Source organism: Bradyrhizobium oropedii (assembly GCF_020889685.1).
Classification (GTDB): Bacteria; Pseudomonadota; Alphaproteobacteria; order Rhizobiales; family Xanthobacteraceae; genus Bradyrhizobium; species Bradyrhizobium oropedii.
In genome coordinates, this window is record NZ_JACMYO010000128.1 from 1 (window position 1) to 25,482 (window position 25,482).

28 protein-coding genes and 2 pseudogenes are annotated in these 25,482 nt (G+C 63.9%); 15 read left to right on the forward strand and 15 right to left on the reverse strand.

The annotated features are described in order from the left end of the window. The first annotated feature begins 392 nt into the window (after positions 1-392). From H8A95_RS29165 to H8A95_RS29175, 3 genes are all read left to right on the forward strand, one after another. Positions 393-1,319 carry an SMP-30/gluconolactonase/LRE family protein gene (locus H8A95_RS29165; protein ID WP_229186346.1) on the forward strand — a complete coding sequence of 309 codons (927 nt, stop codon included), beginning with the start codon at positions 393-395 and terminating at the stop codon, positions 1,317-1,319. 108 nt (positions 1,320-1,427) lie between these two features. Next, positions 1,428-2,021, forward strand: a complete 594-nt coding sequence (locus tag H8A95_RS29170) for a GNAT family N-acetyltransferase (RefSeq protein ID WP_229186347.1) — start codon at positions 1,428-1,430, stop codon at positions 2,019-2,021. 28 nt (positions 2,022-2,049) lie between these two features. Next, entirely contained in the window at positions 2,050-3,693 is a 1,644-nt protein-coding gene (locus tag H8A95_RS29175) for a GMC family oxidoreductase (RefSeq protein ID WP_229186348.1), read from the forward strand. A 504-nt stretch (positions 3,694-4,197) separates the two neighbouring features. On the opposite strand, the gene H8A95_RS29180 is transcribed toward H8A95_RS29175, so the two are convergent. From H8A95_RS29180 to H8A95_RS29190, 3 genes are all read right to left on the reverse strand, one after another. Further along, positions 4,198-5,700 (reverse strand): flavin-containing monooxygenase, encoded by a 1,503-nt coding sequence (locus tag H8A95_RS29180; RefSeq protein ID WP_229186349.1) that lies wholly within the window; start codon positions 5,698-5,700, stop codon positions 4,198-4,200. Between the two features lie 90 nt (positions 5,701-5,790). Further along, a complete protein-coding gene (locus H8A95_RS29185) occupies positions 5,791-6,633 on the reverse strand; it encodes an AAA family ATPase (RefSeq protein WP_229186350.1) in 843 nt (280 codons plus the stop codon). Positions 6,634-6,738: 105 nt separating this feature from the next. Next, a complete protein-coding gene (locus tag H8A95_RS29190) occupies positions 6,739-6,984 on the reverse strand; it encodes a GlsB/YeaQ/YmgE family stress response membrane protein (RefSeq protein WP_092124584.1) in 246 nt (81 codons plus the stop codon). Between the two features lie 299 nt (positions 6,985-7,283). Between H8A95_RS29190 and H8A95_RS29195 the strand changes: the two genes are divergently transcribed. From H8A95_RS29195 to sseA, 3 genes are all read left to right on the forward strand, one after another. After that, on the forward strand, positions 7,284-8,459 hold the full coding sequence (locus H8A95_RS29195; RefSeq protein WP_163155424.1) for a vWA domain-containing protein: 1,176 nt from the start codon (positions 7,284-7,286) through the stop codon (positions 8,457-8,459). A 153-nt stretch (positions 8,460-8,612) separates the two neighbouring features. Continuing rightward, a complete protein-coding gene (locus H8A95_RS29200; RefSeq protein WP_229186351.1) occupies positions 8,613-9,026 on the forward strand; it encodes a rhodanese-like domain-containing protein in 414 nt (137 codons plus the stop codon). A gap of 153 nt (positions 9,027-9,179) precedes the next feature. After that, the gene (gene sseA, locus H8A95_RS29205) at positions 9,180-10,037 is read left to right on the forward strand and encodes a 3-mercaptopyruvate sulfurtransferase (RefSeq protein WP_229186352.1); all 858 of its coding nucleotides are present in this window, start codon (positions 9,180-9,182) and stop codon (positions 10,035-10,037) included. Between the two features lie 10 nt (positions 10,038-10,047). Here sseA and H8A95_RS43890 read toward each other — a convergent pair whose 3' ends face one another. Further along, positions 10,048-10,875, reverse strand: coding sequence for a hypothetical protein (locus tag H8A95_RS43890; RefSeq protein ID WP_274617666.1), 828 nt, complete (start codon positions 10,873-10,875; stop codon positions 10,048-10,050). Between the two features lie 325 nt (positions 10,876-11,200). Between H8A95_RS43890 and H8A95_RS29215 the strand changes: the two genes are divergently transcribed. Then, on the forward strand, positions 11,201-12,361 hold the full coding sequence (locus H8A95_RS29215; RefSeq protein ID WP_229186353.1) for a L,D-transpeptidase: 1,161 nt from the start codon (positions 11,201-11,203) through the stop codon (positions 12,359-12,361). 71 nt (positions 12,362-12,432) lie between these two features. Here the strand turns inward: H8A95_RS29215 and H8A95_RS29220 are convergent, their stop codons facing one another. Both H8A95_RS29220 and H8A95_RS29225 read right to left on the reverse strand, forming a co-directional pair. Next, on the reverse strand, positions 12,433-13,395 hold the full coding sequence (locus tag H8A95_RS29220; RefSeq protein WP_229186354.1) for a D-2-hydroxyacid dehydrogenase family protein: 963 nt from the start codon (positions 13,393-13,395) through the stop codon (positions 12,433-12,435). Positions 13,396-13,512: 117 nt separating this feature from the next. Next, positions 13,513-13,758 carry a hypothetical protein gene (locus tag H8A95_RS29225; protein WP_229186355.1) on the reverse strand — a complete coding sequence of 82 codons (246 nt, stop codon included), beginning with the start codon at positions 13,756-13,758 and terminating at the stop codon, positions 13,513-13,515. Between the two features lie 273 nt (positions 13,759-14,031). Here H8A95_RS29225 and ettA point away from each other — a divergent pair, with 273 nt between their 5' ends. The 3 genes from ettA (at position 14,032) to H8A95_RS29240 (ending at position 17,801) form a co-directional block, all read left to right on the forward strand. Continuing rightward, positions 14,032-15,681, forward strand: a complete 1,650-nt coding sequence (gene ettA, locus H8A95_RS29230) for an energy-dependent translational throttle protein EttA (protein WP_223969335.1) — start codon at positions 14,032-14,034, stop codon at positions 15,679-15,681. 188 nt (positions 15,682-15,869) lie between these two features. After that, complete coding sequence (locus H8A95_RS29235) at positions 15,870-16,451, forward strand: TIGR00645 family protein (RefSeq protein ID WP_229186356.1); 582 nt, start codon at positions 15,870-15,872, stop codon at positions 16,449-16,451. 150 nt (positions 16,452-16,601) lie between these two features. Further along, complete coding sequence (locus tag H8A95_RS29240) at positions 16,602-17,801, forward strand: lytic murein transglycosylase (RefSeq protein WP_229186365.1); 1,200 nt, start codon at positions 16,602-16,604, stop codon at positions 17,799-17,801. Positions 17,802-17,885: 84 nt separating this feature from the next. On the opposite strand, the gene H8A95_RS29245 is transcribed toward H8A95_RS29240, so the two are convergent. Next, positions 17,886-18,155, reverse strand: coding sequence for a hypothetical protein (locus H8A95_RS29245; protein ID WP_229186357.1), 270 nt, complete (start codon positions 18,153-18,155; stop codon positions 17,886-17,888). A 237-nt stretch (positions 18,156-18,392) separates the two neighbouring features. After that, a complete protein-coding gene (locus tag H8A95_RS29250; protein WP_229186358.1) occupies positions 18,393-18,698 on the reverse strand; it encodes a hypothetical protein in 306 nt (101 codons plus the stop codon). A 372-nt stretch (positions 18,699-19,070) separates the two neighbouring features. Here H8A95_RS29250 and H8A95_RS29255 point away from each other — a divergent pair, with 372 nt between their 5' ends. Both H8A95_RS29255 and bfr read left to right on the forward strand, forming a co-directional pair. Beyond that, complete coding sequence (locus tag H8A95_RS29255) at positions 19,071-19,346, forward strand: (2Fe-2S)-binding protein (RefSeq protein ID WP_163155435.1); 276 nt, start codon at positions 19,071-19,073, stop codon at positions 19,344-19,346. 225 nt (positions 19,347-19,571) lie between these two features. Then, a complete protein-coding gene (gene bfr / locus H8A95_RS29260) occupies positions 19,572-20,060 on the forward strand; it encodes a bacterioferritin (protein WP_163155403.1) in 489 nt (162 codons plus the stop codon). A 96-nt stretch (positions 20,061-20,156) separates the two neighbouring features. Here the strand turns inward: bfr and H8A95_RS29265 are convergent, their stop codons facing one another. The 5 genes and pseudogenes from H8A95_RS29265 to H8A95_RS29285 form a co-directional block, all read right to left on the reverse strand. Further along, on the reverse strand, positions 20,157-20,570 hold the full coding sequence (locus H8A95_RS29265) for a hypothetical protein (protein ID WP_229186359.1): 414 nt from the start codon (positions 20,568-20,570) through the stop codon (positions 20,157-20,159). 183 nt (positions 20,571-20,753) lie between these two features. Further along, on the reverse strand, positions 20,754-21,107 hold the full coding sequence (locus tag H8A95_RS29270; RefSeq protein ID WP_229186360.1) for a hypothetical protein: 354 nt from the start codon (positions 21,105-21,107) through the stop codon (positions 20,754-20,756). Between the two features lie 159 nt (positions 21,108-21,266). Further along, positions 21,267-21,614, reverse strand: a complete 348-nt coding sequence (locus H8A95_RS29275) for an MmcQ/YjbR family DNA-binding protein (RefSeq protein WP_229186361.1) — start codon at positions 21,612-21,614, stop codon at positions 21,267-21,269. A gap of 16 nt (positions 21,615-21,630) precedes the next feature. Then, positions 21,631-22,691, reverse strand: a pseudogene (locus H8A95_RS29280) (alpha/beta fold hydrolase). A 111-nt stretch (positions 22,692-22,802) separates the two neighbouring features. Beyond that, a complete protein-coding gene (locus tag H8A95_RS29285; RefSeq protein WP_229186362.1) occupies positions 22,803-23,204 on the reverse strand; it encodes a nuclear transport factor 2 family protein in 402 nt (133 codons plus the stop codon). Positions 23,205-23,343: 139 nt separating this feature from the next. On the opposite strand from H8A95_RS29285, the gene H8A95_RS29290 reads away from it, so the two are divergent. After that, positions 23,344-24,033, forward strand: a complete 690-nt coding sequence (locus H8A95_RS29290) for an ArsR/SmtB family transcription factor (RefSeq protein WP_229186363.1) — start codon at positions 23,344-23,346, stop codon at positions 24,031-24,033. A 133-nt stretch (positions 24,034-24,166) separates the two neighbouring features. Here H8A95_RS29290 and H8A95_RS29295 read toward each other — a convergent pair whose 3' ends face one another. Continuing rightward, positions 24,167-24,412, reverse strand: coding sequence for a DUF2188 domain-containing protein (locus H8A95_RS29295; RefSeq protein WP_016840968.1), 246 nt, complete (start codon positions 24,410-24,412; stop codon positions 24,167-24,169). Positions 24,413-24,532: 120 nt separating this feature from the next. On the opposite strand from H8A95_RS29295, the gene H8A95_RS29300 reads away from it, so the two are divergent. Further along, positions 24,533-24,799 (forward strand): DUF2277 domain-containing protein, encoded by a 267-nt coding sequence (locus H8A95_RS29300; RefSeq protein WP_163155393.1) that lies wholly within the window; start codon positions 24,533-24,535, stop codon positions 24,797-24,799. A 103-nt stretch (positions 24,800-24,902) separates the two neighbouring features. After that, positions 24,903-25,118 (forward strand): hypothetical protein, encoded by a 216-nt coding sequence (locus tag H8A95_RS29305; RefSeq protein ID WP_229186364.1) that lies wholly within the window; start codon positions 24,903-24,905, stop codon positions 25,116-25,118. A 56-nt stretch (positions 25,119-25,174) separates the two neighbouring features. Here the strand turns inward: H8A95_RS29305 and H8A95_RS29310 are convergent. After that, a pseudogene (locus H8A95_RS29310) lies at positions 25,175-25,482 on the reverse strand (collagen-like protein); the annotation flags it as partial.

Sequence of the window (25,482 nt, forward strand, 5' to 3'; positions counted from 1 at the left end):
CTGAGACTGCGCTGATCCTCTGTCCGTCATTCCGGGCTCGCCGCAGGCGAGAGCCCGGAATCCATATGACTCGCGGAGCGCGCAACATACTCGGTGTCGTCCCTGCCTAGTGCGCAATTGCGCACGGGAGCAGGGACCCATAACCACAAGCAGTCATTGTTGGGCGACGCCCGAACGACGAGTCCCATTCACAATATCCGCTGCGGAGTATGGGTCCCTGCTTTCGCAGGGACGACAGCGTAATTTGCCACTATCCCACCGCAACGCCGGGCAGCCTTGCACCCCTGATTGCTTGGCAAGCCAAACCCCGTTTGCCATAACAGGATGAACAACAACGTTGCGCGTGCGGGACCGTTCGGAATCCGCCTGCAGCCAAGAGCCGGGAGGATGCCATGGCCAATATCCGAGTTCTCGCCACCGACCTCGAGTTTCCCGAAGGTCCCGTCGTCATGCCCGACGGCTCGGTCGTGCTGGTTGAAATCCGCGGCCAGCGGCTGACCCGGGTCTATCCCGACGGGCGCAAGGAGATCGTCGCCAAGGTGCCGGGCGGCCCAAACGGCGCCGCGCTCGGCCCCGACGGCAAGATCTACATCTGCAACAACGGCGGCTTCTCCTGGATCCCGACCAAGAACATGATCATGCCGGGTCCGCAGCCGGAGGATTATCTCGGCGGCTCGATCCAGCGCGTCGATCTGCAATCCGGCAAGGTCGAGACCGTGGTGACGAAGTGCGGCGAGCATGAATTGCGCGGGCCGAACGATCTGGTGTTCGACAGGCAGGGCGGCCTGTGGTTCTCCGATCTCGGCAAGCGCCGGGCCCGCGACATGGATGTCGGCGCATTCTACTATCTGAAGCCCGGCATGAACGAGATCGTCGAGGCCGTGCACGGCATCCTGCCGGCCAATGGCATCGGTCTCTCGCCGGACGAGAAGACCGTCTACATCGCGGAGACGCCGACTGCCCGGTTGTGGGCCTATGAGGTGTCCGAGCCCGGCACCATCAAGCCGCGCGACGTGATCTATCGCGGCGAGCGCGGCAAGCCGATCGCGGGCCTCGGCGGCTACCAGATGTTCGACTCGCTTGCGGTCGAAGCGAACGGTAATGTCTGCGTCGCCACCCTGATCTCGGGCTGCATCTCGGTGATCGCGCCCGATGGCACCGTGGTTGAGCAGGTGCCGACCGGTGACCGCGTCACCACCAACATCGCCTTCGGCGGCCCCGATCTGAAGACCGCGTACATCACGCTGTCCGGCAGGGGCGAGTTGATCGCGATGGACTGGTCGCGGCCCGGATTGCCGCTGAATTTTCTGAACAAGTGACGTAAGAACGTCATTGCGAGCGAAGCGAAGCAATCCATGCAGCCACGAACACGGAGGGAGTGGATTGCTTCGTCGCTTCGCTCCTCGCAATGACGGAAAGGAATCAAAATGCCCTGGCTTGAACCGGTCACCCTTCGCGGCGCGCATGCGCGGCTCGAACCGCTGTCCCACGATCACCGCGACGGTCTGGTCGACGCCGTGAAAGACGGCGGTCTGTCGAACCTCTGGTACACCGCGATCCCGCAGCCGGAGAACATGGCCAAGGAAATCGACCGCAGGCTCGGCTTGCAGAAGACCGGATCGATGCTGCCGTTCACCGTGTTCGATGCCGATGGCCGGATCTCGGGTATGACGACCTACATGAATGTCGACACGCCGAACCGCCGCGTCGAGATCGGCTCGACCTGGTACGCCAAGCGTGTGCAGCGCAGCGCGGTCAATACGCAATGTAAACTGCTGCTGCTGCAACATGCCTTCGAGAAGCTCGATTGCATCGCGGTCGAGTTCCGCACGCATTTCTTCAATCATCAGAGCCGGCGCGGCATCGAGCGTTTGGGTGCCAAGCAGGACGGCATTCTGCGCAGCCATCAGATCGCGCCCAACGGCACGTTGCGCGATACCGTGGTTTACAGCATCATCGCCAGCGAATGGCCGACGGTGAAGGCGCATCTCAACTATCAACTCAACGAAAAGCCGCGCTGACACTTTGGTCGGCGCCAGAAGCGAGACGATGGAAACGTTCGATTATGTGATCATCGGCGCAGGCTCCGCCGGGAGCGTGCTGACCAACCGGCTGAGTGAAGATGCGGGCACGCGGGTGTGCGTGCTGGAGGCGGGGCCGAGCGACTGGCATCCCTACATCCATCTGCCGGCCGGCTTCATCAAGACCTTCCACATGAAGAGCGTGAACTGGGCCTACCAGCAGGAGGTGGGTCCCTACACCGGCGGGCGCAGCATCTACGCGCCGCGCGGCAAGACGCTGGGCGGCTCGTCCTCGATCAACGGCCATATCTACAATCGCGGCCAGCGCCAGGATTTCGACACCTGGGCGCAGCTCGGTAATCGCGGCTGGGGCTATCCCGACGTGCTGCCTTATTTCCGGCGCATGGAGAAGCGGATCGGCGAGGGCGACGACACTTATCGTGGCCGTGACGGCAATCTCACCGTCACCACGATGGACTGGCAGGATCCGCTCTGCGAGGCCTTCATGGCGGGGGCGGTCAGCCTCGGCATTCCGCGCAACCCCGACTACAACGGCCAGATCCAGGAGGGCGTGTCCTACTGCCAGCGCACCATCCTGAATGGCCTGCGCGTCAGTGCCGCAACCGCCTATCTGCATCCGGCGCGTCGCCGTCCGAATGTCGACGTGCGCACGCATGCCCATGTCACCGGCATCATCTTCGAGGGCAAGCGCGCGGTCGGCGTGCGCTATAATCGCGGCGGCAAGCACGGCGATCCCCTGGAGATCCGCGCCACCAAGGAGGTCATCCTCTCCGGCGGCGCCTACAATTCGCCGCAGCTGTTGCAGCTCTCCGGTGTCGGCTCGCCCGATCTGTTGCAGGCGCACGGCATCGAGGTGCGTCACGCGCTGCCGGGTGTCGGCGAAGGCCTGCAGGATCACTACGCGCCGCGCTCGGTGGCGCGGGTCAAGAACATCCGGACCATCAACGAAATGCGCCGCGGCTTCAGCCTGTGGGGCGAGGCGATCAAATGGGCGACGACGCGGCGCGGCCTGCTGTCGCTGTCGCCGACGATGGTCTACTGCTTCTGGCATTCCGGCGAGACCACCGAGAGCTCGGATTTGCAGCTCACCTTCACGCCGGCGAGCTACAAGGAAGGCGTGCAGGGCCAGCTCGAGGACGAGCCCGGCATGACGGTGGCGTCTTGGCAGCAGCGGCCGGAGAGCCGCGGCTATGTCCGCATCCGCTCCGCCGATCCGTTTGCGCCGCCGATCATCCAGACCAACTACCTTGCCGAGGAGATCGACCGCCGCGTCGTCGTCGCCGGCATGAAGCTGGCGCGCCGGCTGCTCGCCTCCGAGCCGCTCAAGCCGTATTTCGCCTATGAGGACTTTCCGGGTCCGAAGGTTACGAGCGACGACGAGCTGCTCGCGGCCGCGACCCAGCGCGGCACCACGACATTCCATCCCGGGTGCACCTGCCGGATGGGACCGGCGGACGCGCCCTGGGCGGTGGTCGACGACCAGCTTCGGGTCCATGGCATGGAAGGCCTGCGCGTGATCGACGCCTCGATCATGCCGCGGATGATCTCCGCCAACCTCAACGCCTCGACCTTGATGATCGCCGACAAGGCCTCCGACATGATCCGCGGCAAGACGCCCGAGGCGGCCGCGAAGCTGCCGGAGTATGCGTGAAGGGAAGTGCGCGGTGATGTTCGCGCTGATGCTGTCGATCAGCGCGCTCGATCTCTCACCGTCATCCTGAGGAGCGCGCTCTTGCGCGCGTCACGAAGGATCGACGGCCACCGGCCGGGCCGTGCACCCTTCGAGGCCCGCTTCGCGGGCACCTCAGGATGACGGGATCCGCGGCAAGACGCCCGAGGCGGCTGCGAAGCTGTCGGAGTATGCGTGACTCTATCCTCGTCATTGCGAGCGAAGCGAAGCAATCCACATCTCCGCGTAACTGATGGATGGATTGCTTCGTCCTTCGCTCTTCGCAATGACGGCAGATGAGCGCACTGGTGCCTATGAATCAGCGCGCTCTTCTCTATCACCGTCATCCTGAGGTGCGAGCCTTGCGGCGCAATTGCGCCGCTGGGCGAGCCTCGAAGGATCGACGGCCACCGGCCGGGCCGTGCATCTTTCGAGACGCGCTACGCGCTCCTCAGGTTGACGGGACCAACCGCGGATGAGAGGGACTCAGCCGTAGACGAACGCCTTGTCCGCGAGGTCGATCGCCGGGAATTCGTCCTTCTCGGCCCAGTAGTCCTGGTTGTGCTGCCACTCCGGCTTGTCGCCGCGCTTCGGCAACAGGTGCATGCCGCGCATCATGTAGCCGGGGTTGAAGTTCTCCGGATCGATCCACGGCAGCAGCGGCATATTGTGGTCTTCGGGGCGCAGCGCCGGCGTCACCTTGTTCGCACCCGTCGCCTTCATGTGGTTCAGCATGCGGCAGACGAAGTCGCCGACCAGGTCGACGCGCAAGGTCCAGCTGGCGCGGAAATAGCCGAACACCCAGACGAGGTTCGGCACGCCGGTGAACATCATGCCGCGATAGGTCACGGTGTCCTTGAAATCGAGCGGCTTGCCGTCGATCTCGAAGTCGATGCCGCCATTGGCGGAGAGGTGGAAGCCGGTCGCGGTGATGATGATGTCGGCCTCGAGCTCCTTGCCGGACTTGAGCAGGATGCCGGTCTCGGTGAAGCGGTCGATCTCGTCGGTGACGACGGAGGCGTTGCCGCCCTTGATCGCCTGGAACAGGTCGGCATCCGGAACGAAGGCGATGCGCTGCCGCCACGGCCGGTAGCTCGGCGTGAAGTGCGTGGCGATATCGTAGTCCTTGCCGAGAACGGCTTCGACCGCCGAGAGCAGATCCTTCTTGGCACCCTCCGGGTCGGCGAAGGTCCGCTTGGTGAATGCGTCCTGCTCGAACAGGATCTTGCGGCGGGTGATCTCGTGGATCCAGTGCTCGTCGACCTGCAGCCTGCGCAGCTCCTCGGCGATCTCGATCGCGTTGCGGCCGGTGCGGAAATAGGTCGGCGAGCGCTGCAGCATGGTGACATGGCCGGCGTCCTTGGCCATCGCCGGGATCAGGGTCGCGGCGGTGGCGCCGGAGCCGATTACGACCACGCGCTTGCCCTTGTAGTCGAGGTCATCCGGCCAGAGCTGCGGATGGATGATCGTGCCCTTGAACTTCGCCATGTCGGTCCATTCGGGCGTATAGCCCACGTCGTGGCGGTAGTAGCCCTGGCACATCCAGAAGAAGTTGGTGGTGAAGCGCAGCCGCTCGCCGGTGTCGATGCGCGTCGCATCGATGGTCCAGAGATTGGTCTCGTTCGACCACTTCGCCGCGGTGATGGTGTGGCGGTAGCGGATGTGGCGGGCGAGGTCGTTCTCGTCGATCACCTCGCCCATGTATTTCAAAATCTCGGCCGCGCTCGCGATCGGCGCGCTGGTCCACGGCTTGAAGCGATAGCCGAAGGTGTGCAGGTCGCTGTCGGAGCGGATGCCGGGATAGCGATGGGTCGACCAGGTGCCGCCGAAGGTCTTCTGCGTCTCCAGCACCACGAAGCTGGTGCCGGGGCTTTGCGTGGTGAGGTGATAGGCGGCGCCGACGCCGGAGATGCCGGCGCCTGCGATCAGGACGTCGAAATGCTCTGTGGTGACGGGCTCGGCGGCGTGGATTTGGGTCTGGACGTTCATCTTCCCTGATCTTCTTGCTTGTTGGCTTGTTCGTCGGGCTGTGGAAGCAAAACGCCGGGGCCATTGCCCCGGCGCTCGCCGATATCGAAACTAGACTTCGCGGCGGCTGAGGAACGCCAGCCGCTCGAACAGATGCACGTCCTGCTCGTTCTTGAGCAGCGCGCCATGCAGCGGCGGGATCAGCTTGCGCGGATCACGCTCGCGCAACATCTCGGGCGTGATGTCTTCGTTCAGCAGCAGCTTGAGCCAGTCGAGCAGTTCGGAGGTCGACGGCTTCTTCTTCAGGCCCGGCACCTCGCGGACCTCGAAGAAGATCCGCAGTGCCTCTTCCACCAGGCGCTTCTTGATGTTCGGGAAGTGCACGTCGACGATCTGGCTCATCGTGTCGGCGTCGGGGAACTTGATGTAGTGGAAGAAACAGCGGCGCAGGAAGGCGTCCGGCAGTTCCTTTTCGTTGTTCGACGTGATCATCACGATCGGGCGCAGCTTCGCCTTGATGGTCTCGCCGGTCTCGTAGACATGGAACTCCATGCGGTCGAGCTCGAGCAGCAGGTCGTTGGGGAACTCGATGTCGGCCTTGTCGATCTCGTCGATCAGGAGCACGGGGCGCTTCTCGTGGGTGAAGGCCTCCCACAGCTTGCCGCGCTTGATGTAGTTCTTGATGTCGGACACGCGTGCGTCGCCGAGCTGGCTGTCGCGCAGGCGCGAGACGGCATCGTATTCGTAGAGGCCCTGCTGCGCCTTGGTGGTCGACTTGATGTGCCAGGTCAAAAGCGGCGCGTCGATCGCCTTGGCGACTTCCTCGGCCAGCACCGTCTTGCCGGTGCCGGGCTCGCCCTTCACCAGCAGCGGGCGCTCGAGCACGATGGCGGCATTGACGGCGACCTTGAGGTCATCGGTGGCGACGTAGTCCTTGGTACCCGTGAATTTCATCTATCTGGTTGCCTTGCTTCGTTCGTTGGCCGCATGGGTCTCACCTTGGGCCTCAACATGAAACGACCGCTCTCGCAGCGGCCGTCGGAGATGCAAATTTTTCGATCACGCTCGTCTGATCATCGATACGATCACCAGCACGATGCAAGCGCCGATCGTCGCGTTGAGGATGTCGCGGATCGCGCTGCCGCCGAGGCCGACGCCGAGGCGCGGCAGCAGCCAGCTTGCCACCAGCGCGCCGATGATGCCGACAACCATGTTGCCGATCAGCCCGAAGCCCGCGCCGCGCACGATCAGCCCAGCGAGCCAGCCGGCAATCGCACCGATCACCAGTGCTGCAATGATGCCCATTCAAACGTCCTGCCCCAAACATCCTGCCCAATGCCTTGTCAGGCGCAATTGTAATTGAAAAAGCCGGGCGGTCTAGGGCGGATTCCGCAGCGCAGCGGTGCCCTGAACGGCGCGGTATGCATGGAATGTCGACCGTCATGTTTCCGCCGCGCGGAATGATCGCCGCAAGGATACGGGGCCGGGCGTCGTGGGGTGGACCCCGCAAGAAATGGCGCACGGGGCCAAATCAAGGCGGATCGCCGGTCTCGGCATGGCTCGGCCCCTTGACGCCACCGGTCCAGCGGGCGATCTAGGTGAGTATGTTCCTGCAGTTCTTCACATCGCTGCGCGACGCCCAGGTCCCCGTGACGCTACGGGAATATCTGACCTTGATGGAAGCGCTTGACGCCGATCTCGCCGAACAGTCGGTCGAGAACTTCTATTATTTGTCGCGCGCTGCCCTGGTGAAGGATGAGCGCAATCTCGACAAGTTCGACCGCGTGTTCGGCACCGTGTTCAAGGGGCTCGAGAGCCTGCTCGACGCCATGGGCAAGGCGGAGATCCCCGAGGAGTGGCTGAAGAAGCTTGCCGAGAAATATCTCACCGAGGAAGAGAAGAAGCAGATCGAGGCCATGGGCTGGGACAAGCTCATGGAGACCTTGAAGAAGCGGCTCGAGGAACAGAAGGGCCGCCACCAGGGCGGCAGCAAGTGGATCGGCACCGCCGGCACCTCGCCCTTCGGCGCCCATGGCTACAATCCCGAAGGCGTGCGCATCGGGCAGGAGAAGAACCGCAACAACCGCGCCGTGAAGGTGTGGGACAAGCGTGAGTTCAAGGATCTCGACGGCAATGTCGAGCTCGGCATCCGCAACATCAAGGTCGCGCTGCGGCGGCTGCGCAAGTTCGCGCGCACCGGCGCGCCCGACGAGCTCGACCTCGACACCACGATCAAGGAGACCGCCAACCACGGCTATCTCGACGTGCACATGCGCCCCGAGCGGCGCAACGCGGTCAAGGTGCTGGTGTTCTTCGATATCGGCGGCTCGATGGATTCGCATATCGAGCAGGTCGAGGAGCTGTTCTCGGCCGCCAAGAGCGAATTCAAGCACATGGAATATTTCTACTTCCACAACTGCCTCTATGAAGGCGTCTGGAAGCAGAACAAGCGGCGCTTCACCGATCGCACGCCGACCTGGGACGTGCTGCACAAGTATCCGCACGACTACAAGGTGGTGTTCGTCGGCGACGCCTCGATGTCGCCTTACGAGATCATGGTTCCCGGCGGCTCGGTCGAGCATGTCAACGAAGAGGCCGGCTCGGTCTGGATCGACCGCATCACCCGTACCTATCCGCATGCGGTGTGGCTCAATCCGGTGGCGCAGAAGCACTGGGACTATTCGGAATCGACCACCATCATCCGCCGCCTGTTCTCCGAGCGCATGTATCCGATCACGATCGAGGGTCTGGAGAACGCGATGCGGGAGCTGGTGCGCTGACCGCGCCCGTCATTCCGGACGGTCCGCAGGACCGATCCGGAATCTCGAGCTGATGAAATTCGATCGAGATTCTCAGGTGCGCAATTGCGCACCATAGTTCGATGCTGTCGCATCGCCCCGGAATGACGATCAAGAAAAGCGAGGGAGTTGTCTATGCCCCAGAACATCCACCGCGGCATCAAGGTGATGATCGACGAGGCCAATGACGAGATCGAGACCATCAGCGCGGCCGATGCGATCACGATGATCGGCAAGAACGACGTCGTGATCGTCGACATCCGCGACCCCCGCGAGATCGAGCGCGACGGCAAGATCCCGGGCGCGTTCTCCTGCACCCGCGGCATGCTCGAGTTCTGGATCGATCCGAACAGCCCCTATGCCAAGCCGATCTTCCAGGAAGACAAGAAGTTCATCTTCCACTGTGCCGGCGGCCTGCGCTCGGCGCTCGCCGCCAAGACCGCGAAGGACATGGGCCTGAAGCCGGTCGCGCATATGGGCGGCGGCTTTGCCGCCTGGCGCGAGGCCGGCGGGCCGATCGAGGCCTGGGAGCCGAAGAAGAAGGGCTGAAAGGCGTTTTCGCTCTCTCCACCGTCATTCCGGGGCGCGACGGAGTCGCGAACCCGGAATCTCGCAAGACAACCTCTGGATTCCCTGATGCGCAATTGCGCATCTGAGGTTCGCGACTCCGTCGCGCCCCGGAATAACGAAGGAAAATACGGAATGACCGTTGCCGACGATCCGCTCGTTTCGACCGAATGGCTGGCTGCGCATCGCGGCGATGCCAACGTCAAGGTGCTCGACGCGACCTTCAAGCTGCCGGGCGTATTGCCGCTGCCGAAGGACGATTATCTCGCCGCGCATCTGCCCGGCGCGGTGTTCTTCGACGTCGATGCAGTGTCCGATCATTCCAATCCGCTGCCGCATATGTTTCCGAGCGCCGAGCAATTCGGCCGCGACATCGGTGGGCTCGGCATCAGCAATGCCGACACCGTCGTGATCTATGATTCCGGCGGCTGGGTTGCCGCACCGCGCGCCTGGTGGATGTTCCTGTCCTATGGCCATCGCAACGTGCGCATTCTCAACGGCGGTCTGAAGAAGTGGCGCGCCGAGGGCAGGGCGGTCGAGAGCGGCGAGGTGAAGCCTAAGCCTGCGACGTTCAAGGCGAGCTACGATGCGAAGCGCGTGCGCAGCATCGAGCAGATGATCGCCAATGTCGAAAGCCGCAAGGAGCAGGTGATCGATGCGCGCGCTGCGGATCGCTTCGAGGGCCGTGCGCCGGAGCCGCGGCCGGGTATTCGCGCCGGTCATATCCCGGGCGCCCGCAACGTGCCCTACAACCAGCTGTTCGATGCTGCGACCGGCGAGATGAAGCCGCTCGACGATCTCCGCAAATCGTTCGCTGGGGCCGGCGTGCAGCTCGATGCGCCGATCGTGACAAGCTGTGGCTCGGGCGTGTCGGCCGGCGTTCTCACGCTTGCGCTCTACCGGATCGGCGTCACCGACACCGCACTCTATGACGGCTCGTGGTCGGAATGGGGACAGGCCAGCGGCCCGCCGATCGCGACCGGCCCGGCCTGAGGCTTAAATTCTAGCGCCGCGTGACCGGCACCAGGGTGGTCTGACCGAACGGATCGATCTGCTGCTGCATGACCTGCCGAACCGGGCGAGCACGGACAATCCGCCGTCGCTCCTTGGGGCGCAAGGCCTTGCTGGTCGCATTTTGCTCCGGCTTCTTCGCCTCGGTGGCCTTCGGCGCCGCTGGGGCTTCGACGACAACTTCTGGTCCGCCCAGCGTCGCGATTCTGGTCGCGGCCGCGATGGCCTCGGGTGACGGCGGTGCCGGCTCCGGTGCAACCGTGGCTGGTGCCGGTGCAGCCGGTGCGGGTTCGCTGGTTGCGGCAGGCGGATCGGTCACTGCGGCGACCTTGGCCTCAGCGGCGGTCGGTGAGGTTTCGGCCGCAGCCGGTGTCGGCTGCGATACCGGTGCCGGATCAGCGAGCGGGGGCTGAGCAGCCTCTGCTGATGGCGCTGGTGCGGGCGTCTCCACAACTTGGGCTTCCGGTCTCGGCAAGGCGGGTGGGGACGGGTCGTCCGACTTTACGGCGGCGAGCTTCTCCGGCTCCGCAGCGGGAGAGGCCTCGGCGGGAGCGGCCGGCTCGGTCGCAGCCGGGGTCGCGGGTACCGGAGTATCGGTCACCACCTTGTCCGCAGCCGCCGGGTCGACCCGTACCATGGCAAGCACCGGCGAGGCCTCGGCTTGCTGCGCGAACTGCGGCTCGGGCGGTGCCCGGCGAGCCGGAATGTTGGCGAATTCCTCATGCGCCGCGCGAAACAGCGCGGCTGCTCCCAGCCCAAACACCAGAAGCGAGGTCGCCAGCACGACCGCAGCGAGCAGGAAGCGAAGGCCGGGGAGCATGGGCGCGGGTTCCCCCTTCTACGGGAGGGTGTCGATATCGAGGGAACGCGGTGACCACACAAGAAAGCCGGGTCGCGAGCGCGAATCAGGCCGATTCCACGATATCGCAACCCCCGGAGACTGTTTGTTACAAAATGCGGGTGATTGATGACTTTGGGCATGTGGACAAACATTCCCGACCCATGAGACATCTTTGCCGCAGCGGTGCCGCCAATCACAAATGCCCGAAATGGCCCGGGTTTCGCGGATTTGTCTTGAATGCGCCGCTATCTTCCTGCATTGGGCCGTTAACAGTCCGGTGTGGCTTGGGGACTATAACAGAGCAATGATGATCAACCGCATTCTGACGATTTGCGCTGCCGCGGCTCTCGGCGTGGCAGGAACCTCGCTCGCGCATGCGCAGCAGGGTTATCCGGCTCCCCAGGGTCCCGCCTATTCGACGGCGCCTCAGCCCTACCCCCAGGGCAGCATGCCGGATTTCGACGCGCTCAATGACGATGAAGGGCCGCAGGATTCGGCTGCACTGCCGCCGCCCGGCCCGGTGACGTCGCCGGACGATCCGCGTTATGGCCGGCCGATGAATGCTCCGGTCTATTCTGACCGTGGAGCGCCGACTGGCCCGGTGATGTCGCCCGATGATCCGCGCTATGGCCGGCCGATGGGGCCGCCGCCGGTGATCTATGGCGACCGTCCGGGCGCGCAGCAAGCCAATCGCGACAACGGCGTTCCCGCAGCCGGCGTTTCCTATGGCGACGACCGCGGCGGCATGCGTCCGCCCGAGGGCGTTACCGGAGCCGTGTCGCAGCGGGCACCGGTCGACGCCAATGGCAAGCCGGTGCAGATCGCAGCCCTGCCGCCCGACGAGCAGCCGGAAGACAGCCCGGCGCAGCTGGCGCCCAATCTGCGTCGTCAGGAAGTGGCGTTCGCGACCAAGGAGCCGGCAGGCACCATCGTCGTCGATACCCCGAACACCTACCTCTACTACATTCTCGGCAACGGCCGGGCGATCCGTTACGGCGTTCGCGTCGGCCGCGACGGCTTCACCTGGACCGGCGTGCAGAAGATCACCCGCAAGGCCGAGTGGCCGGATTGGCATCCGCCGACCGAGATGATCGAGCGTCAGCCCTATCTGCCGCGCTTCATGGCCGGCGGACCCGGCAACCCGCTCGGCGCCCGCGCGATGTATCTCGGCTCGACCGTCTATCGCATTCACGGCACCAATCAGCCGTCGACCATCGGCAAGTTCGTCTCGTCGGGCTGCATCGGCATGCTGAACGAGGACGTCTCGGATCTGTTTGAACGCGCCAAGGTCGGCACCCGCGTGGTCGTGCTGCCCGGCGGTGCTGCTCCGGGAACGACGACGGCCTCCGCCGCGCCGCCCCCGAACCCGATGGCTCCCGCACCGACGCAGGCCCAGGCCGCGCCGCTGCCCGGCACGCAGCCGACCTCAGTGCAGCCGCTGCCCGCGCCGGTGACGGTCCGCTAACCCGACCTGCAATTCATCCTGAAAAAGGCGCGCCAACAGCGCGCCTTTTTTGTTGCCGCAAGCAGCCGGTCTCAGGTGAGGCGCCGCGGCGGCTCGTCGCCTTTGGTGAAGGCATCGATGCACGCGACCATCTGCTGATAGTGCGCCTGCAGGCTCTCGCGCGTCGCGTAGCCGAGATGCGGCGTGATCACGACATTGTCGAGCTTGCGCAGCGGGTGATCCGGTGGCAGCGGCTCGACCGAGAACACGTCGATGCCGGCGCCTGCGATCTTCTTGTCGCGCAGCGCCGCGAGCAGCGCATCCTCATCGACGATCGGCCCGCGCGCGGTGTTGACGAGATAGGCCTGTGGTTTCATTCGGGCGAGATCGGCGGCGCCGACCAGTCCGCGCGAGCGTGGGCTCAGCACGACATGGATGGTGATGATGTCTGATGTCGCGAACAGCTCGTCCTTGCTGGCGTAGCCGACGCCCGCCTCCTTGCACTTCTCCGGCGTGAGGTTGGGGCTCCAGGCGATGACGTTCATGCCGAACACCTTGGCCATGCCGGCGACCTTGCTGCCGAGCTTGCCGAGGCCGATGACGCCCAGCGTCTTGCCTTCGATCTCGGTGCCGGCAAAGCTCTGCCACGGCTCGCCGGCGTGCATCCGTGCATTCTCGCGGCCGATGCCGCGGGTCAATTCCAGGATCAGGCCCATGGTCAGGGGCGCGGTGGGATCGCGGCTATATTGGGTGCCGCACAGCACGACCTTGCGGTCCTTGGCGGCCTCCATGTCGATCGCGGCATTTCGCATGCCCGACGTGATCAGGAGCTTCAGTTGGGGCAGCGCATCGAACAGGCTGCGCGGGAACGGAGTGCGCTCGCGCATCGCGCAGATGATCTCGAATTCCCTGAGCTTGGCCGCGGCTTCAGCCTCGCTCGCGAACGGCTTGTCGAACACGGTGACCTCGATGCGATCCTTGATCGCCGGCCAGTCGGCCAACGAAAGCGCGATGTCGAAATAGTCGTCGAGGATTGCACAGCGGAGCCGCGTCATCGGAAAGGTCCATTCAGGGTGAGGGCGACGGCGGAAATTCTACCGTCGGGATACCCGTCATGGTCGCGCGCAATCGGCAGGCGCGCAAGCGGCCGTGCTTTCACATCAGGGCGATTGTCACGCCGGGCGGGATGGCTTCTGCCCGGTGCGGATATCGGCGAGCATCGATCGGACCGCCGGCGACAGCGCCATCTGCTTGGCACGGCAGGCCGGGCCCGGGCCGCGCATATAGTGCAGTTCCGGACGGTAGGGATTGAAAGCCTTGGCAGCGAAGGCCCGCCAGAAGGTGCGGAATTCGGCGAACAGCGTCGCCTCGCCTTTGATCGCCGGTCGCGAAAGAGGTGCTGAAATGATGGTAGCCATGACGTGGCCTCAACTGTTTTGGTCGCGGTTCTGCCGCGAAAATCGCCGTTTTTCGGCGTTGAGAACGAGTTTTGGCCTGATTTATTAAAAGATGGTTTCAATTGTCGTGATTCGGCGCACACATGGTCGCGAACCCGTAGTCACCCGTGGTGAATGGACGGAACGTGGTGAACGGATGGAAAACGCGAGCCCCGCGGTTGCGCTTTCGGGGGCCGGCCGTTACATCGGCGGCAGCAAAATTTCCACAAATCGGATCAATTCCAGGGACAGCGGATGGCTCGCCAGTTCATCTATTTCATGCAGGGTCTGACCAAGGCGTACCCGACCCGCAAGGTGCTTGATAACATCCATTTGAGCTTCTACCCGGACGCCAAGATCGGCGTGCTCGGCGTCAACGGCTCGGGCAAGTCGACCCTGCTCAAGATCATGGCCGGCCTCGACAAGGAGTATAACGGCGAGGCCTGGGTCGCCGAGGGCGCCCGCGTCGGCTATCTCGAGCAGGAGCCGCACCTCGATCCCGCACTCAACGTCCGTGAAAACGTCATGCTCGGCGTCGCCAAGCAGAAGGCGATCCTCGACCGCTACAATGAGCTGGCGGTGAACTATTCCGACGAGACCGCCGATGAAATGACAAAACTGCAGGACGAGATCGAGGCGCAGGGCCTGTGGGATCTCGACAGCAAGGTCGACCAGGCGATGGACGCGCTGCGCTGCCCGCCCGACGATGCCGATGTCACAAAGCTGTCGGGCGGTGAACGCCGCCGCGTTGCGCTGTGCCGCCTGCTGCTCGACCAGCCCGAATTGCTGCTGCTGGACGAACCGACCAACCATCTCGACGCCGAGTCGGTGTCGTGGCTGGAAGGCCATCTGCGGAATTATCCGGGCGCGATCCTGATCGTGACCCACGATCGCTACTTCCTCGATAATGTCACGAGCTGGATCCTCGAGCTCGATCGCGGCCGCGGCATTCCCTATGAGGGCAACTACTCGTCCTGGCTGGTGCAGAAGCAGAAGCGGCTCGAGCAGGAGGGCCGCGAAGATGCCGCGCATCAGAAGACGCTGGCCCGCGAGCAGGAGTGGATCGCGTCCTCGCCGAAGGCGCGTCAGGCCAAGTCCAAGGCACGCTACCAGCGCTATGAGGATCTGCTGAAACAGGCCAGCGAGAAGCAGACCCAGACCGCGCAGATCACGATTCCGGTGGCCGAACGGCTCGGCCAGAACGTCGTCGACTTCGAAGGCCTCAGCAAGGGCTTTGGCGATCGCATGCTGATCGACGATCTCACCTTCAAGCTGCCGCCGGGCGGCATCGTCGGCGTGATCGGCGCCAACGGCGCCGGCAAGACCACGCTGTTCAGGATGATCACCAAGCAGGAGGAGCCGGACAAGGGCTCCATCACGGTCGGCGAAAGTGTTCATCTCGGCTATGTCGACCAGTCGCGCGATGCGCTCGACGGCAAGAAGACGGTGTGGGAGGAGATCTCGGGCAATAACGAGCTGATCCTGCTCGGCAAGAAGGAAGTCAACTCGCGCGGCTATTGCTCGTCGTTCAACTTCAAGGGCGCCGACCAGCAGAAGAAGGTCGGTGCGCTCTCCGGCGGTGAGCGCAACCGCGTGCATCTCGCCAAGATGCTGAAGTCCGGCGCCAACGTGCTGCTGCTCGACGAACCGACCAACGACCTCGACGTCGACACGCTGCGCGCGCTCGAAGAGGCGCTGGAGGATTTCGCCGGTTGCGCCGTCATCATCAGCCATGATCGCTGGTTCCTCGACCGCATCGCGACCCACATCCTGGCCTTCGAGGGCGACAGCCATGTCGAATGGTTCGAAGGCAACTTCCAGGACTACGAAAAGGACAAGATGCGCCGGCTCGGCCAGGACAGCATCATTCCGCACCGCGTGAAGTACAAGAAGCTGACGCGGTGATTTGAGACATCGTCATGGCCGGGACAAGCCCGGCCATGACGAGTGAATAGAGCGAGCATCGCTGCGCGCAAATTAGCAGGATCGTGACGGCATCGCGGCGCAATCTGCGGCCAGTTGTCGCTTTTCAAGCGCGCGGGATTGCGTAGATAGAGCGCTCCCCGCAAATCGAATCCTGCGAGCACTCCAACATGTCCGCTATCTCAGACGCGCCCGCCCGCTCGAAGGGCCGGCCGCTGCGTCCCGTTCCCATGCTGATCTTCGGATCGCGCTGGCTGCAATTGCCGCTCTATGTCGGCCTGATCATCGCCCAGGGCGTCTATGTCGTGCTGTTCCTGAAGGAGCTGTGGCACCTGTTCGCCCATGCCTTCGATTTCAGCGAGCAGCAGATCATGCTCGCCGTCCTCGGCCTGATCGACGTCGTCATGATCTCGAACCTGCTGGTGATGGTGATCGTCGGCGGCTACGAGACCTTCGTCTCGCGGCTCAATCTGAAGGGGCACCCGGACGAGCCGGAATGGCTCAGCCACGTCAATGCCAGCGTGCTGAAGATCAAGCTGGCGATGGCGATCATCGGCATCTCGTCGATCCATCTGCTGCGCACCTTCATCGAGGCGGGCGCGCTGTCGTCCGGCAAGAGCACCTACACCGAGACCGGCGTGATGTGGCAGACCATCATCCATTGCGTCTTCATCCTGTCGGCGATCGGCATCGCCCTCGTCGACAAGCTGTCGAACGACTCGATCGAGGGGGCCAAGCAGGCCGCGCATTGAGCGCGGCCGCCAAGGTTCACAGCAATCCGGTGTCGTGATAAGGCTCACGACACTGATATCGCGGGTGTTCGCCTGACGGCGCGCCCATTGGACCGCTGCGTGAACAGGTTGTTGGATTTGACATTCCTCCGCGCGCTTGCCTTCGGGCTTCTGCTTGCATCCTTGTCCGTCGTCTCAGCCGCGCGCGCGGCCGACGCCGCGTTCACCCAGTTCATCGCCTCGCTGTGGCCGGAGGCCAAGGCGGCCGGCGTGTCGCGCGAGACGTTCGAGCGCGAGACGCGCGGGCTCGAGCCCGACTACAAGCTGCCCGATCTGATCCTGCCCGGACGCCCGAAAACCGGTGCGCCGGCGCAGGCCGAGTTCGTGCAGGTGCCGGCCGATTACATCAAGGAAGCCTCGATCGCGCGGCTCGCGGCGGAAGGGCAGCGGCTGCTGCAGAAGTATCGTCCATCGCTCGATGCGATCGAGAAGCGGTTCGGCGTTCCCCCCACCATCGTGCTGGCGATCTGGGGCCGCGAGACCGATTACGGCCGCTATTCGCTGCCCTACGATACGCTGCGCGTGGTGGCGACGCAGGCCTATGTCGGCCGCCGCAAGGATCAGTACCGCACCGAGTTCATCCTGGCGCTCAAGATTCTCGGCGAGGGCGCGGTGACGCGCAAGGAGCTGCGCTCCTCCTGGGCGGGGGCGACCGGTTACACCCAGTTCCTGCCGTCGGAATATTACAAGCACGGCGTCGACCTCGACGGCGACGGCCGCGTCGACATCTGGCATTCGGTGCCGGACGCGCTCGCCTCCGCCGCGCAGCAACTGGTCAACAAGGGCTGGCAGCCCGGCGTGCGTTGGGCCTACGAGGTCACGGCACCTGCCAATGCCGACTGCACGATGGGCGTGCCCGAAGTGACAAAACCGATCAGCCAATGGCTGCGGGCCGGCTTCGTGCCGGTGCGGGGCGCGAGGCTCAACGCCACCGAGCAGGCGCAATCGGCCTCGCTATTGCAGCCGGAAGGCATCTACGGTCCGGCCTTCCTGACCACGCCGAACTACTTCGTGATCAAGGAGTACAATTTTTCCGATCTCTACGTGCTGTTCGTCGGCCATCTCGCCGACCGCATGACGAGCTCGCAGCCATTCGCGACGCCATGGTCGGCGTCGAAGCAGTTGCGCTCGGCCGACGTCGAGGCGATGCAGCAGCAACTGACGAAGATCGGGCTCTACAAGGACAAGCTCGACGGCAAGGCGGGGATGCAGACCCGCGCGGCGCTCGGCGCCTATCAGAAGCAGGCCGGGCTGAAGGTCGATTGCTGGCCGAGCGAGGCCGTCCTGCGCGCGATGAACGGGCAGCGCTGATCGGGCTGATTGCTGTCGCGGAAAACAAAAACCCGGCCATGAGGCCGGGTTTTCGGGTGTGATGCTGAAAAGCGTGTCGGTCGATCAGTCGCAAACCTGGATGCGACGGAAGCGCCAGCCGTAGCCGTCCCAGAAGCGCTCACGAACCCAGCGGCACGGAGCTTCTTCGACGTAAACCGGTGCCGGCGCAACATAGACCGGGGCGGGACGGGCGCCTGCGATCGCGCCGCCGAGCAGGCCGCCGGCAACGCCGGCCGCGATGGCGCCGCCGTCACCAGCCTTGGCAGCCGGAGCAACCGCCAGCGAACTAGCAATCGTAGTAACGGCGACAAGGGCAGCTAAAGTCTTCTTCATGTCTTTGGCTCTCCTGGAAGATGGTGGCGTCGTGGTTCGACGCCGGGTTTAGGGTGACTCACACGCTGATCTCGAACTGCTGTCTTGCTAAACAGCGCAGAACAGTCAACCGAAAGTAAACGTCCGCAGCCTCATCGCGCAGAAAAGCGGTTTTTTCTGGCCATCTACAGCAGACGTCCCGGACAAACAGTCGGTTTTCCGGGACGTTTGGTTCGATTTAATCGAGATGAACGTCGATCAATCGCAAACGCGGACGCGGCGAACGCGCCAGGTGTAGCCGTCCCAGAAGCGCTGGCGCTGCCAGAAGCAGTCGGCACCGTAACCGGGCTCGGCGACATAGGCCGGACCAGGCGCGTAGTAGCCATATCCCGGACCGTAATAGCCGTTCTGCGAAGCGATCGCGCCACCGACGATGGCGCCGCCAATCAATCCCGCAGCGACGCCAGCGGCGACACCGCGTTGTGCCAGGGCGGGGGCGGGCACCGCCACAGCCGAAACCGCCAGAGTGGCGGCGGCGCAAAGCGCCAGCAATGTCTTCTTCATGACCTCACCTTTCTCACGGGGCAGGGACAGCGTGCGTTGGCGATCTGTCTCGCCTGAAGGTTCCATATTCCGCTTGAATGATCAATGAACGGCGCTGCCCTATTCGCGTCCAAATGCTTGCAGCTTTTGGAATATCTTGCAACGCACAGGTACTTGTGCCGGCTTGCGGCGATGCAAGCCGGGATCGGCCTGACCTATCCGCCCGGTGGTTTCTTATTCCCGAAGGCCCCGGGCCGACCGATTTAGATTCATTCCAATATGAATCCCGCATCAGTTTGGAATTGCTACAAGAACCGCTTTTTCCTTTTGCATCCCGCCGGGGCCGACCATATCCATATTGGCGAGCATCACCCGTTGGACCTGCCTCCTCTGATGATTGTCTGTTCCTGTAACGTCCTGAGCGACCACGATGTCCGCAATGCCGTAAATGGCGGCGGGTCCGTGACCCGAAATGCCAAGCAGGTGTATGGCTGCCTCGGCTGCAGTGCCGAGTGTGGCCGCTGCGCGCGCACCATCAAGGCGATCATCGACGAGGCGCTTGGCCCCTGCGCCAAGGCCTGCTGCGCCGGTTGTCCCCATGCCGGCCATCCGCACGCCGCCAACGAGGACGGCGAGCCCGCCACCGAGTTCGCGCTCGCGGCCTGCTAAGGCAATTTCAGCTTCCGGTCGATCTGAACCGAAGCTCCAGTTTCCTATTTCGATGCGGTTTCTTCCCGCGGCCGGCATTGCGTCGCCGGAAACGCTCAGTCCCCGCCAAATCCACCGAATCCGGTTATCCACGCGCTGCTTCCGCGAAGGGTTGCTCTCTCCGGTAATCTGATTTAGAAGCGTTCTAAATATAGTGCGGTTTGGCCGCGACAGGTGGAGTGGATCATGCAAGGCGACCCGAAGGTCATCGACTATCTGAACAAGGGGCTGCGCAGCGAACTGACCGCCATCAATCAGTACTGGCTGCACTACCGGATGCTCAACAATTGGGGCCTCCTGGAGATGGCCAAGGTCTGGCGCAAGGAGTCCATCGAGGAGATGGAGCATGCCGACAAATTCGTCGATCGCATCCTGTTCCTCGACGGCTTCCCGAACCTGCAGGTGCTCGATCCGCTGAAGATCGGCCAGGACGTCAAGGAGATCATCGAGTGCGATCTGGCCGCCGAGATCGGCGCCCGCACGCTCTACCAGGAAGCGGCGACCTACTGCCATGGCGTCAAGGACTATGTCAGCCGCGACCTGTTCGAGAGGCTGATGAAGGACGAGGAAGATCACATCGACTTCCTCGAGACCCAGCTCGACCTGATCAAGCGCATCGGTCTCGAACTCTACACCCAGAAGCACGTCGGTCATCTGAAGGGCGAGGAGTCCTGATCGGCCGCTTCGCGCGCGGAGCGTGACCTTAAAAATTCGAGAGGCCGTCCTTGCGGGCGGCCTCTTTTGTTTTTCCGATCCGGATGGAGCGATGCGTCAGTAGCACCGCGTGATGTTGACGGTGCGGTCTCCGCCGCGTCCGGGCACCGTCACGCTCTCGGTCGGGCAGCTCGACACATAGGGGCGGTCCGACGGCACCACGGCCGGCGGATATCGATGCGCCCAATCCCAGGGCACGTCCTGGGTGTAGGTGTAACGGACATCGTTCGAGGCGGGTGCTGGGACCTCGGGGGCGAAGGGAACGCCGGCGACTGCGTCGTCGTAATATCCGCTCGTCCCCGGCAACACGATGCCGGGCACCCGCACATGATGGCGGAAGGCCGGATGATGCGAGGAAAACGTGCCGCGCGGCGCCGTTCCGGATCTCGCATAGGTCTCGGTGGAGGAAGCGAGCAGCAGCGCTGCAACGCCGAGGGACGCCGTCAGGGCCCCAACTGTTCGATACGCCATTTTTCGATCGACCATGGCACGCACCAACTCGCGGTTACGGAGCATTTCTGCAGACGCTAGGCCGCGCCTGATGGCGCCCGCAAACTCATCCTTAATTATTGGTTAAAAAGTAAGGTTAACAAAGCGCAATTGTTTCAAATTGACGCGATCCCGCGTGCAGGTCCGCGACGACGGCGCACCACTTCAGACGGCGTCCGCGGGGACGAAGCAGCTGATGATGATGTTGCCGCGGTGGTGCACGTACCACACCACGGCCTCGCCGACCGGATTGCCGCGATCGCGGATGATCGCGCGCTCCGGCACCATCATCCACTCGCCTTCGATCGGCACCCAATAGGCGCCGCCCCGAACATCATAGCTCGTGCGATGGCCGTCGGAGATGTCGCAGCACGGCACGCCGTTCGGCGCGATCACGCTTTTGAACCAGGCGCGGATATCCGGCGGCACGTTGTCGTATTGGCCGTTATCGAACGCCAGGGCTGCGCCCGCCAACGTGACGAGCGACGCAAGCACTGCGACATGCGCGAGCCTTCGCATTGCCTTCCTCCGGCGAGACCTTCTGCGTGACCCGCGCGCCGCGTCGCTACCGCGAATCCGATGTTTGCGCGATTAGGCACGAACCGCGCGCGGGATGCATGCTCAAAGAATCGGCGAAACTCCGCAATCCCTGCTTGATGCAGTGCGGGATCGCGATGCTCAGGATGGCTTCTTCGCGCGTACCTTCTTCGCCGGCTTCACGGCGATATTGTCCCGGGCCATTGTGAGCGCGCTGCGCAGCGTCACCTGATCGGCTTTCGCGAGGCGGACATTGGTGCTGCCGCTCTTGCCCCAGCCGCCCGGCACCGGCCGGAAGATCTCGGGCTCGGCCTCGACCACGACAGCCTGCTGCTCCGGCGTCAGCTTCACCATGCCCCAATCCTTGTCGGGATAGCCGAGCGTTGCGAAGATGCGTTTGCCGACGCGAAAATTGGCAGTGCCGTGATGCGCGCCTTCCACCACCTCGGGCAGGCTGAGCGCTGTGCGGCGGAAGCGATTTGCGGACATCGCCTGATCCCGATCGCTACATCGTGCGTTGCGGTGCGGTCTGCAACAGTTCCTGAAATTGCCTGGCATAGAACTTCGCGTCACCGGTCGTGAGATGGCCGCGCGTCTCGCTGCTCGCCGGGATCAGATCAATCTTGCCGTTCTTGATCCGCTTCACTGCCGCTTCGGTCACGCCGGTCTCCGGCGGATTGCGCTCATCGTCGGCGGCATTGATCGCAAGCAGGGTGGCTTCGATCTTCTCCATTCCCGCCGACGGATCGTAATCGTGCGAGGCCTCCCACTGATAGATGTAGTCGTTGGCATCCGCGGTGACCGGCAACGCCAGCTGGTCGTCGACCATCTTGTCGGCCTGCGGCGCCGACGGCGCCAGCGTCTGATAGCCGAGCGTACCGCCGGCGCTCGCGAAGCGGTAGGCCGCGATGGCGTATTTCATCATCCGCGGCTGGCTGGTGTAGTTGCCGCCATTGTAGTCCGGATCATTGCGGATCGTGTCCAGCATCGTTCGCCGCAGGATCCAGTTGCGCGCCGCCATCGCAGTCGGCTGCGAGGCCATCGGCACCAGCACGTCCATCATCTGCGGATAGCGCACGCCCCAGATCCAGGTGTGCATGCCGCCCATCGAATTGCCGATCACGAGCCGCAGATGCTTGATGCCGAGCCCTTCGGTGACGAGCCGGTACTGCGCGTCGACCATGTCGTTGTAGTCGTATTTCGGAAAGCTCGTCCGCATCGCATCCGACGGCTTCGACGATTTGCCGTGCCCGATGCCGTCGGGGATGATGATGTAGTATTTCGCGGCGTCCAGTGGCTGGCCCGGGCCGAACAGCTGGCCGGCAAAGCTCGGCGTCAGCATGCTGGCGGCCGAGCCGCCGGAGCCGTGCAGCACCAGCACCGGCTGTCCGGTCGCGCGCCGACCGTGGTGTAGTGCAGCCGCAGTTCCGGCATCACCTCGCCGCTGTGAAACTTGAAGTCCTTCGCGATCCACTCGCCATCCTGCGGCGCGGGAAAATCTGCAGCCATGGCCGGTACCGACATCGAGACGAGAGCGGCCAGAAGCGCCGCGCACAAACGGATCATGGTGCTTCTCCCCACGCGCGGCGCGTTTGTCCAGCCGCCTCAGTGCAAGCCTAGCATGAGGGAAAGCGTTGTCCGAGAGCGCGCCGGTGCGGCTGGCGAAGAAGTGTTCGGCTAGCCTGCCTTCAGCACGTTCAGCGCATACCATCCCCAATAGACCCGGTGGCGCTGGATCAGGCCGTCCCTGATCTCCATGACCTCGACCAGATCCATCTGATCGCCATCCGGGGACTGGCGCGGATATTCCCAGGTGAGAATTCGGCCGTCGCTGAAGAAGCCCTGCTTGAAGCGCCGCCGTTGCGGCGGATTGGTACGGAACACGCGCGTGATGAACTCGCGCAGCGCGTCCCGGCCTTGGACGATCCCGTCCCTGGTTTGCATCAGGTGCTGGACCAAAGGGCTTTCGATCGAGGCGTCGGGTGCATAGAGCGCGAGCGCCGCCTCGAGGTCCTTGTTGCCGAGGGCCTCGTCCCAAAGCCTGTAGATGCGTTCCGCGTCGGTGTTGCCTGCTGTCATGATCGTTCCGTCGTTTCGTTGAACCGCACCGATCTGACCGGAAGCGGCCGTCGCGACGTTTCAGGAAAATCTGAAATGAGTTTCGCGGCGTCGCGAATGCGCGTAGGACAGTTTCAGCGCGACATGGGAGGACGATGCGGTGGGATCATCCCAATCCGTGCAGGCCGGATTTTCGCGGATCGCCGAGGCATTGGGCGATCCGGTGCGCGAGGCGATGGTCAGCGCGCTGGCCGACGGCAAGGCGCTGCCGGCGGGCGAGCTTGCCGCGGTTGCCGGCATTTCGCCGCAAGGCGCCAGCGCGCATTTGCAGAAGCTGGTGGATGCGGGCGTGCTGTCGGTGTGGGCGCAGGGCAGGTTCAGATATTACCGGATCAGGGACGACGACGTGGCGGCGCTGATCGAGAACCTCGTCGATCTCGCGGCCAAAACCACAGCCGACCGCAAGCGTGCGATGCCGGCCGAGCAGCTCAGGCAATCGCGCACCTGCTACCATCACCTTGCGGGGCAGCTCGGTGTGCTGCTGTCGAATGCGCTGATCCGCCGTCGCCTCGTCGTCATCGAGGGCCGCGACGGTCGCGTGACCGAGCAGGGGCTGGCCTGGTGCCGCGCCGAGGAGATCGATTTCGATCCGGCGCGGCAGCCGCACCTGCGGCTCTGCAACGACTGGACCGAGCGGGTGCCGCATCTCGCCGGTCCGTTTGCCAATGCCGTGCTGGCGCGTCTGGTCGAGATCCGCGGCGTTGCGCCGCATCGGATTCCGCGCGCGTTGCGGATCACCGATCGTGGACGGGCGTTCTTCGATCGGCTCGGTGTGCAGGTTCCGTTCTGAGAGCGCGTGAGTGAACCTGGAGCATGATCCGGAAAAGTGTGACGCGGTTTTCCCTCGCGACAAACGCGAAGCGTTTGCGCGGAGATCATGCTCAAACAAGAAGCTAAAGCGCGATGACGCTTTTCATCGCGCTTTAGCGGCCGTCCTCGACCTCGGTCTCCGGGCGGTCATTGCCGGAGGCGGTTTCGGTCAGCCATTTGCCGTCCGAGGTCTCGTACTGGATCGCCTCGGTGCGCCCGGGAACGCGCTGTTCGTTGGCGGCGCGCCGGGCGGCGGCAAGGGCCGCGGCATGGGTTGGAAACGGTTCCGAGAACACCCCGTTGACGGTATAAGCCCAACCGCCGTCGTGCTGGACGACCTTGTAGATCACGTGGCTCATCCGGAACCTCGTTTCCGCCGTGGACGATGAGGCTGCCAGAATAGACCACGATGTCGTATTTTGCAGCAGCCGATCGTCTTTGAGAGAGCCGCCCCGCTGGTGCGGGCGAGGGAGACCGACATGTGCCGCAATATCAAGACGCTGTTCAACTTCGAGCCGCCCGCCACCGAGGACGAGATCCACGCTTCGGCGCTGCAATTCGTGCGCAAATTGTCCGGCTTCAACAAGCCGTCGCAGTCCAATGAAGCCGCCTTCAACCTTGCCGTGACCGAGGTCTCGGACGCCGCGCGCAGGCTGTTGATCTCGTTGCAGACCAACGCCCCGGCGCGCGATCGCGAGATCGAGGCGGAGAAGGCGAGGGAGCGCTCGCGCCTGCGGTTCGGCTGACGCCACGGTTCGGCTGACGCCACGGCATTCCGTGACGCAGGTCACGGTACGGCGCCACGCTTCCGGTCATCAGTGTCGTTCAGCCGACCCCCGGAGCAACGCCATGAAGCCTGCCGCCCTGCTCACTCTCTGCTCGATTGCGTTCGCCGTGCTCTGGACCTGCGGCATGCTGTGGTCGAGCGGCACGATCGACCTCGCCAACGTCATCATCCTGTCGGCCTGCGGGGCGTTCGCGGGTGTTGCCTGGTACTATGCGATGCGCTGGGTCTTTCAGCTAATGCAGCTCGCACGGCCGTCCGATCCGGGCGCCGAGCGGTGAGCATCAAGCGCGACACGGATTTGGCTGGCCGTGTCGTCGCGCGATAGCGGGAAGGGCTACTTCTTGTCCTTCTTGCGGTGCTTCTTCTTTTTCTTGTGATCGTCGTCTTCGTCGTCATCATCAGCGAAATCGATCGCGTCGACGTCAAGCGCGATCGCCTCCGCTGCCGCGCGCTCGGCGGCATCGCGCTCGGCGAGCTCGGCAGCTTCACGTTCCCTGGTGCGCCTGTGCTCTTCCCAGGCATCGAAGATCATGTGCAGCCACGGCATCACCTGCTCGATCGACGGCAATTGGCCGGCCGGGCCGGCTTCGCCGCGCGGTCCGGCCGGACCCTGCGGGCCCTGGGGACCAGCTTCGCCGCGCG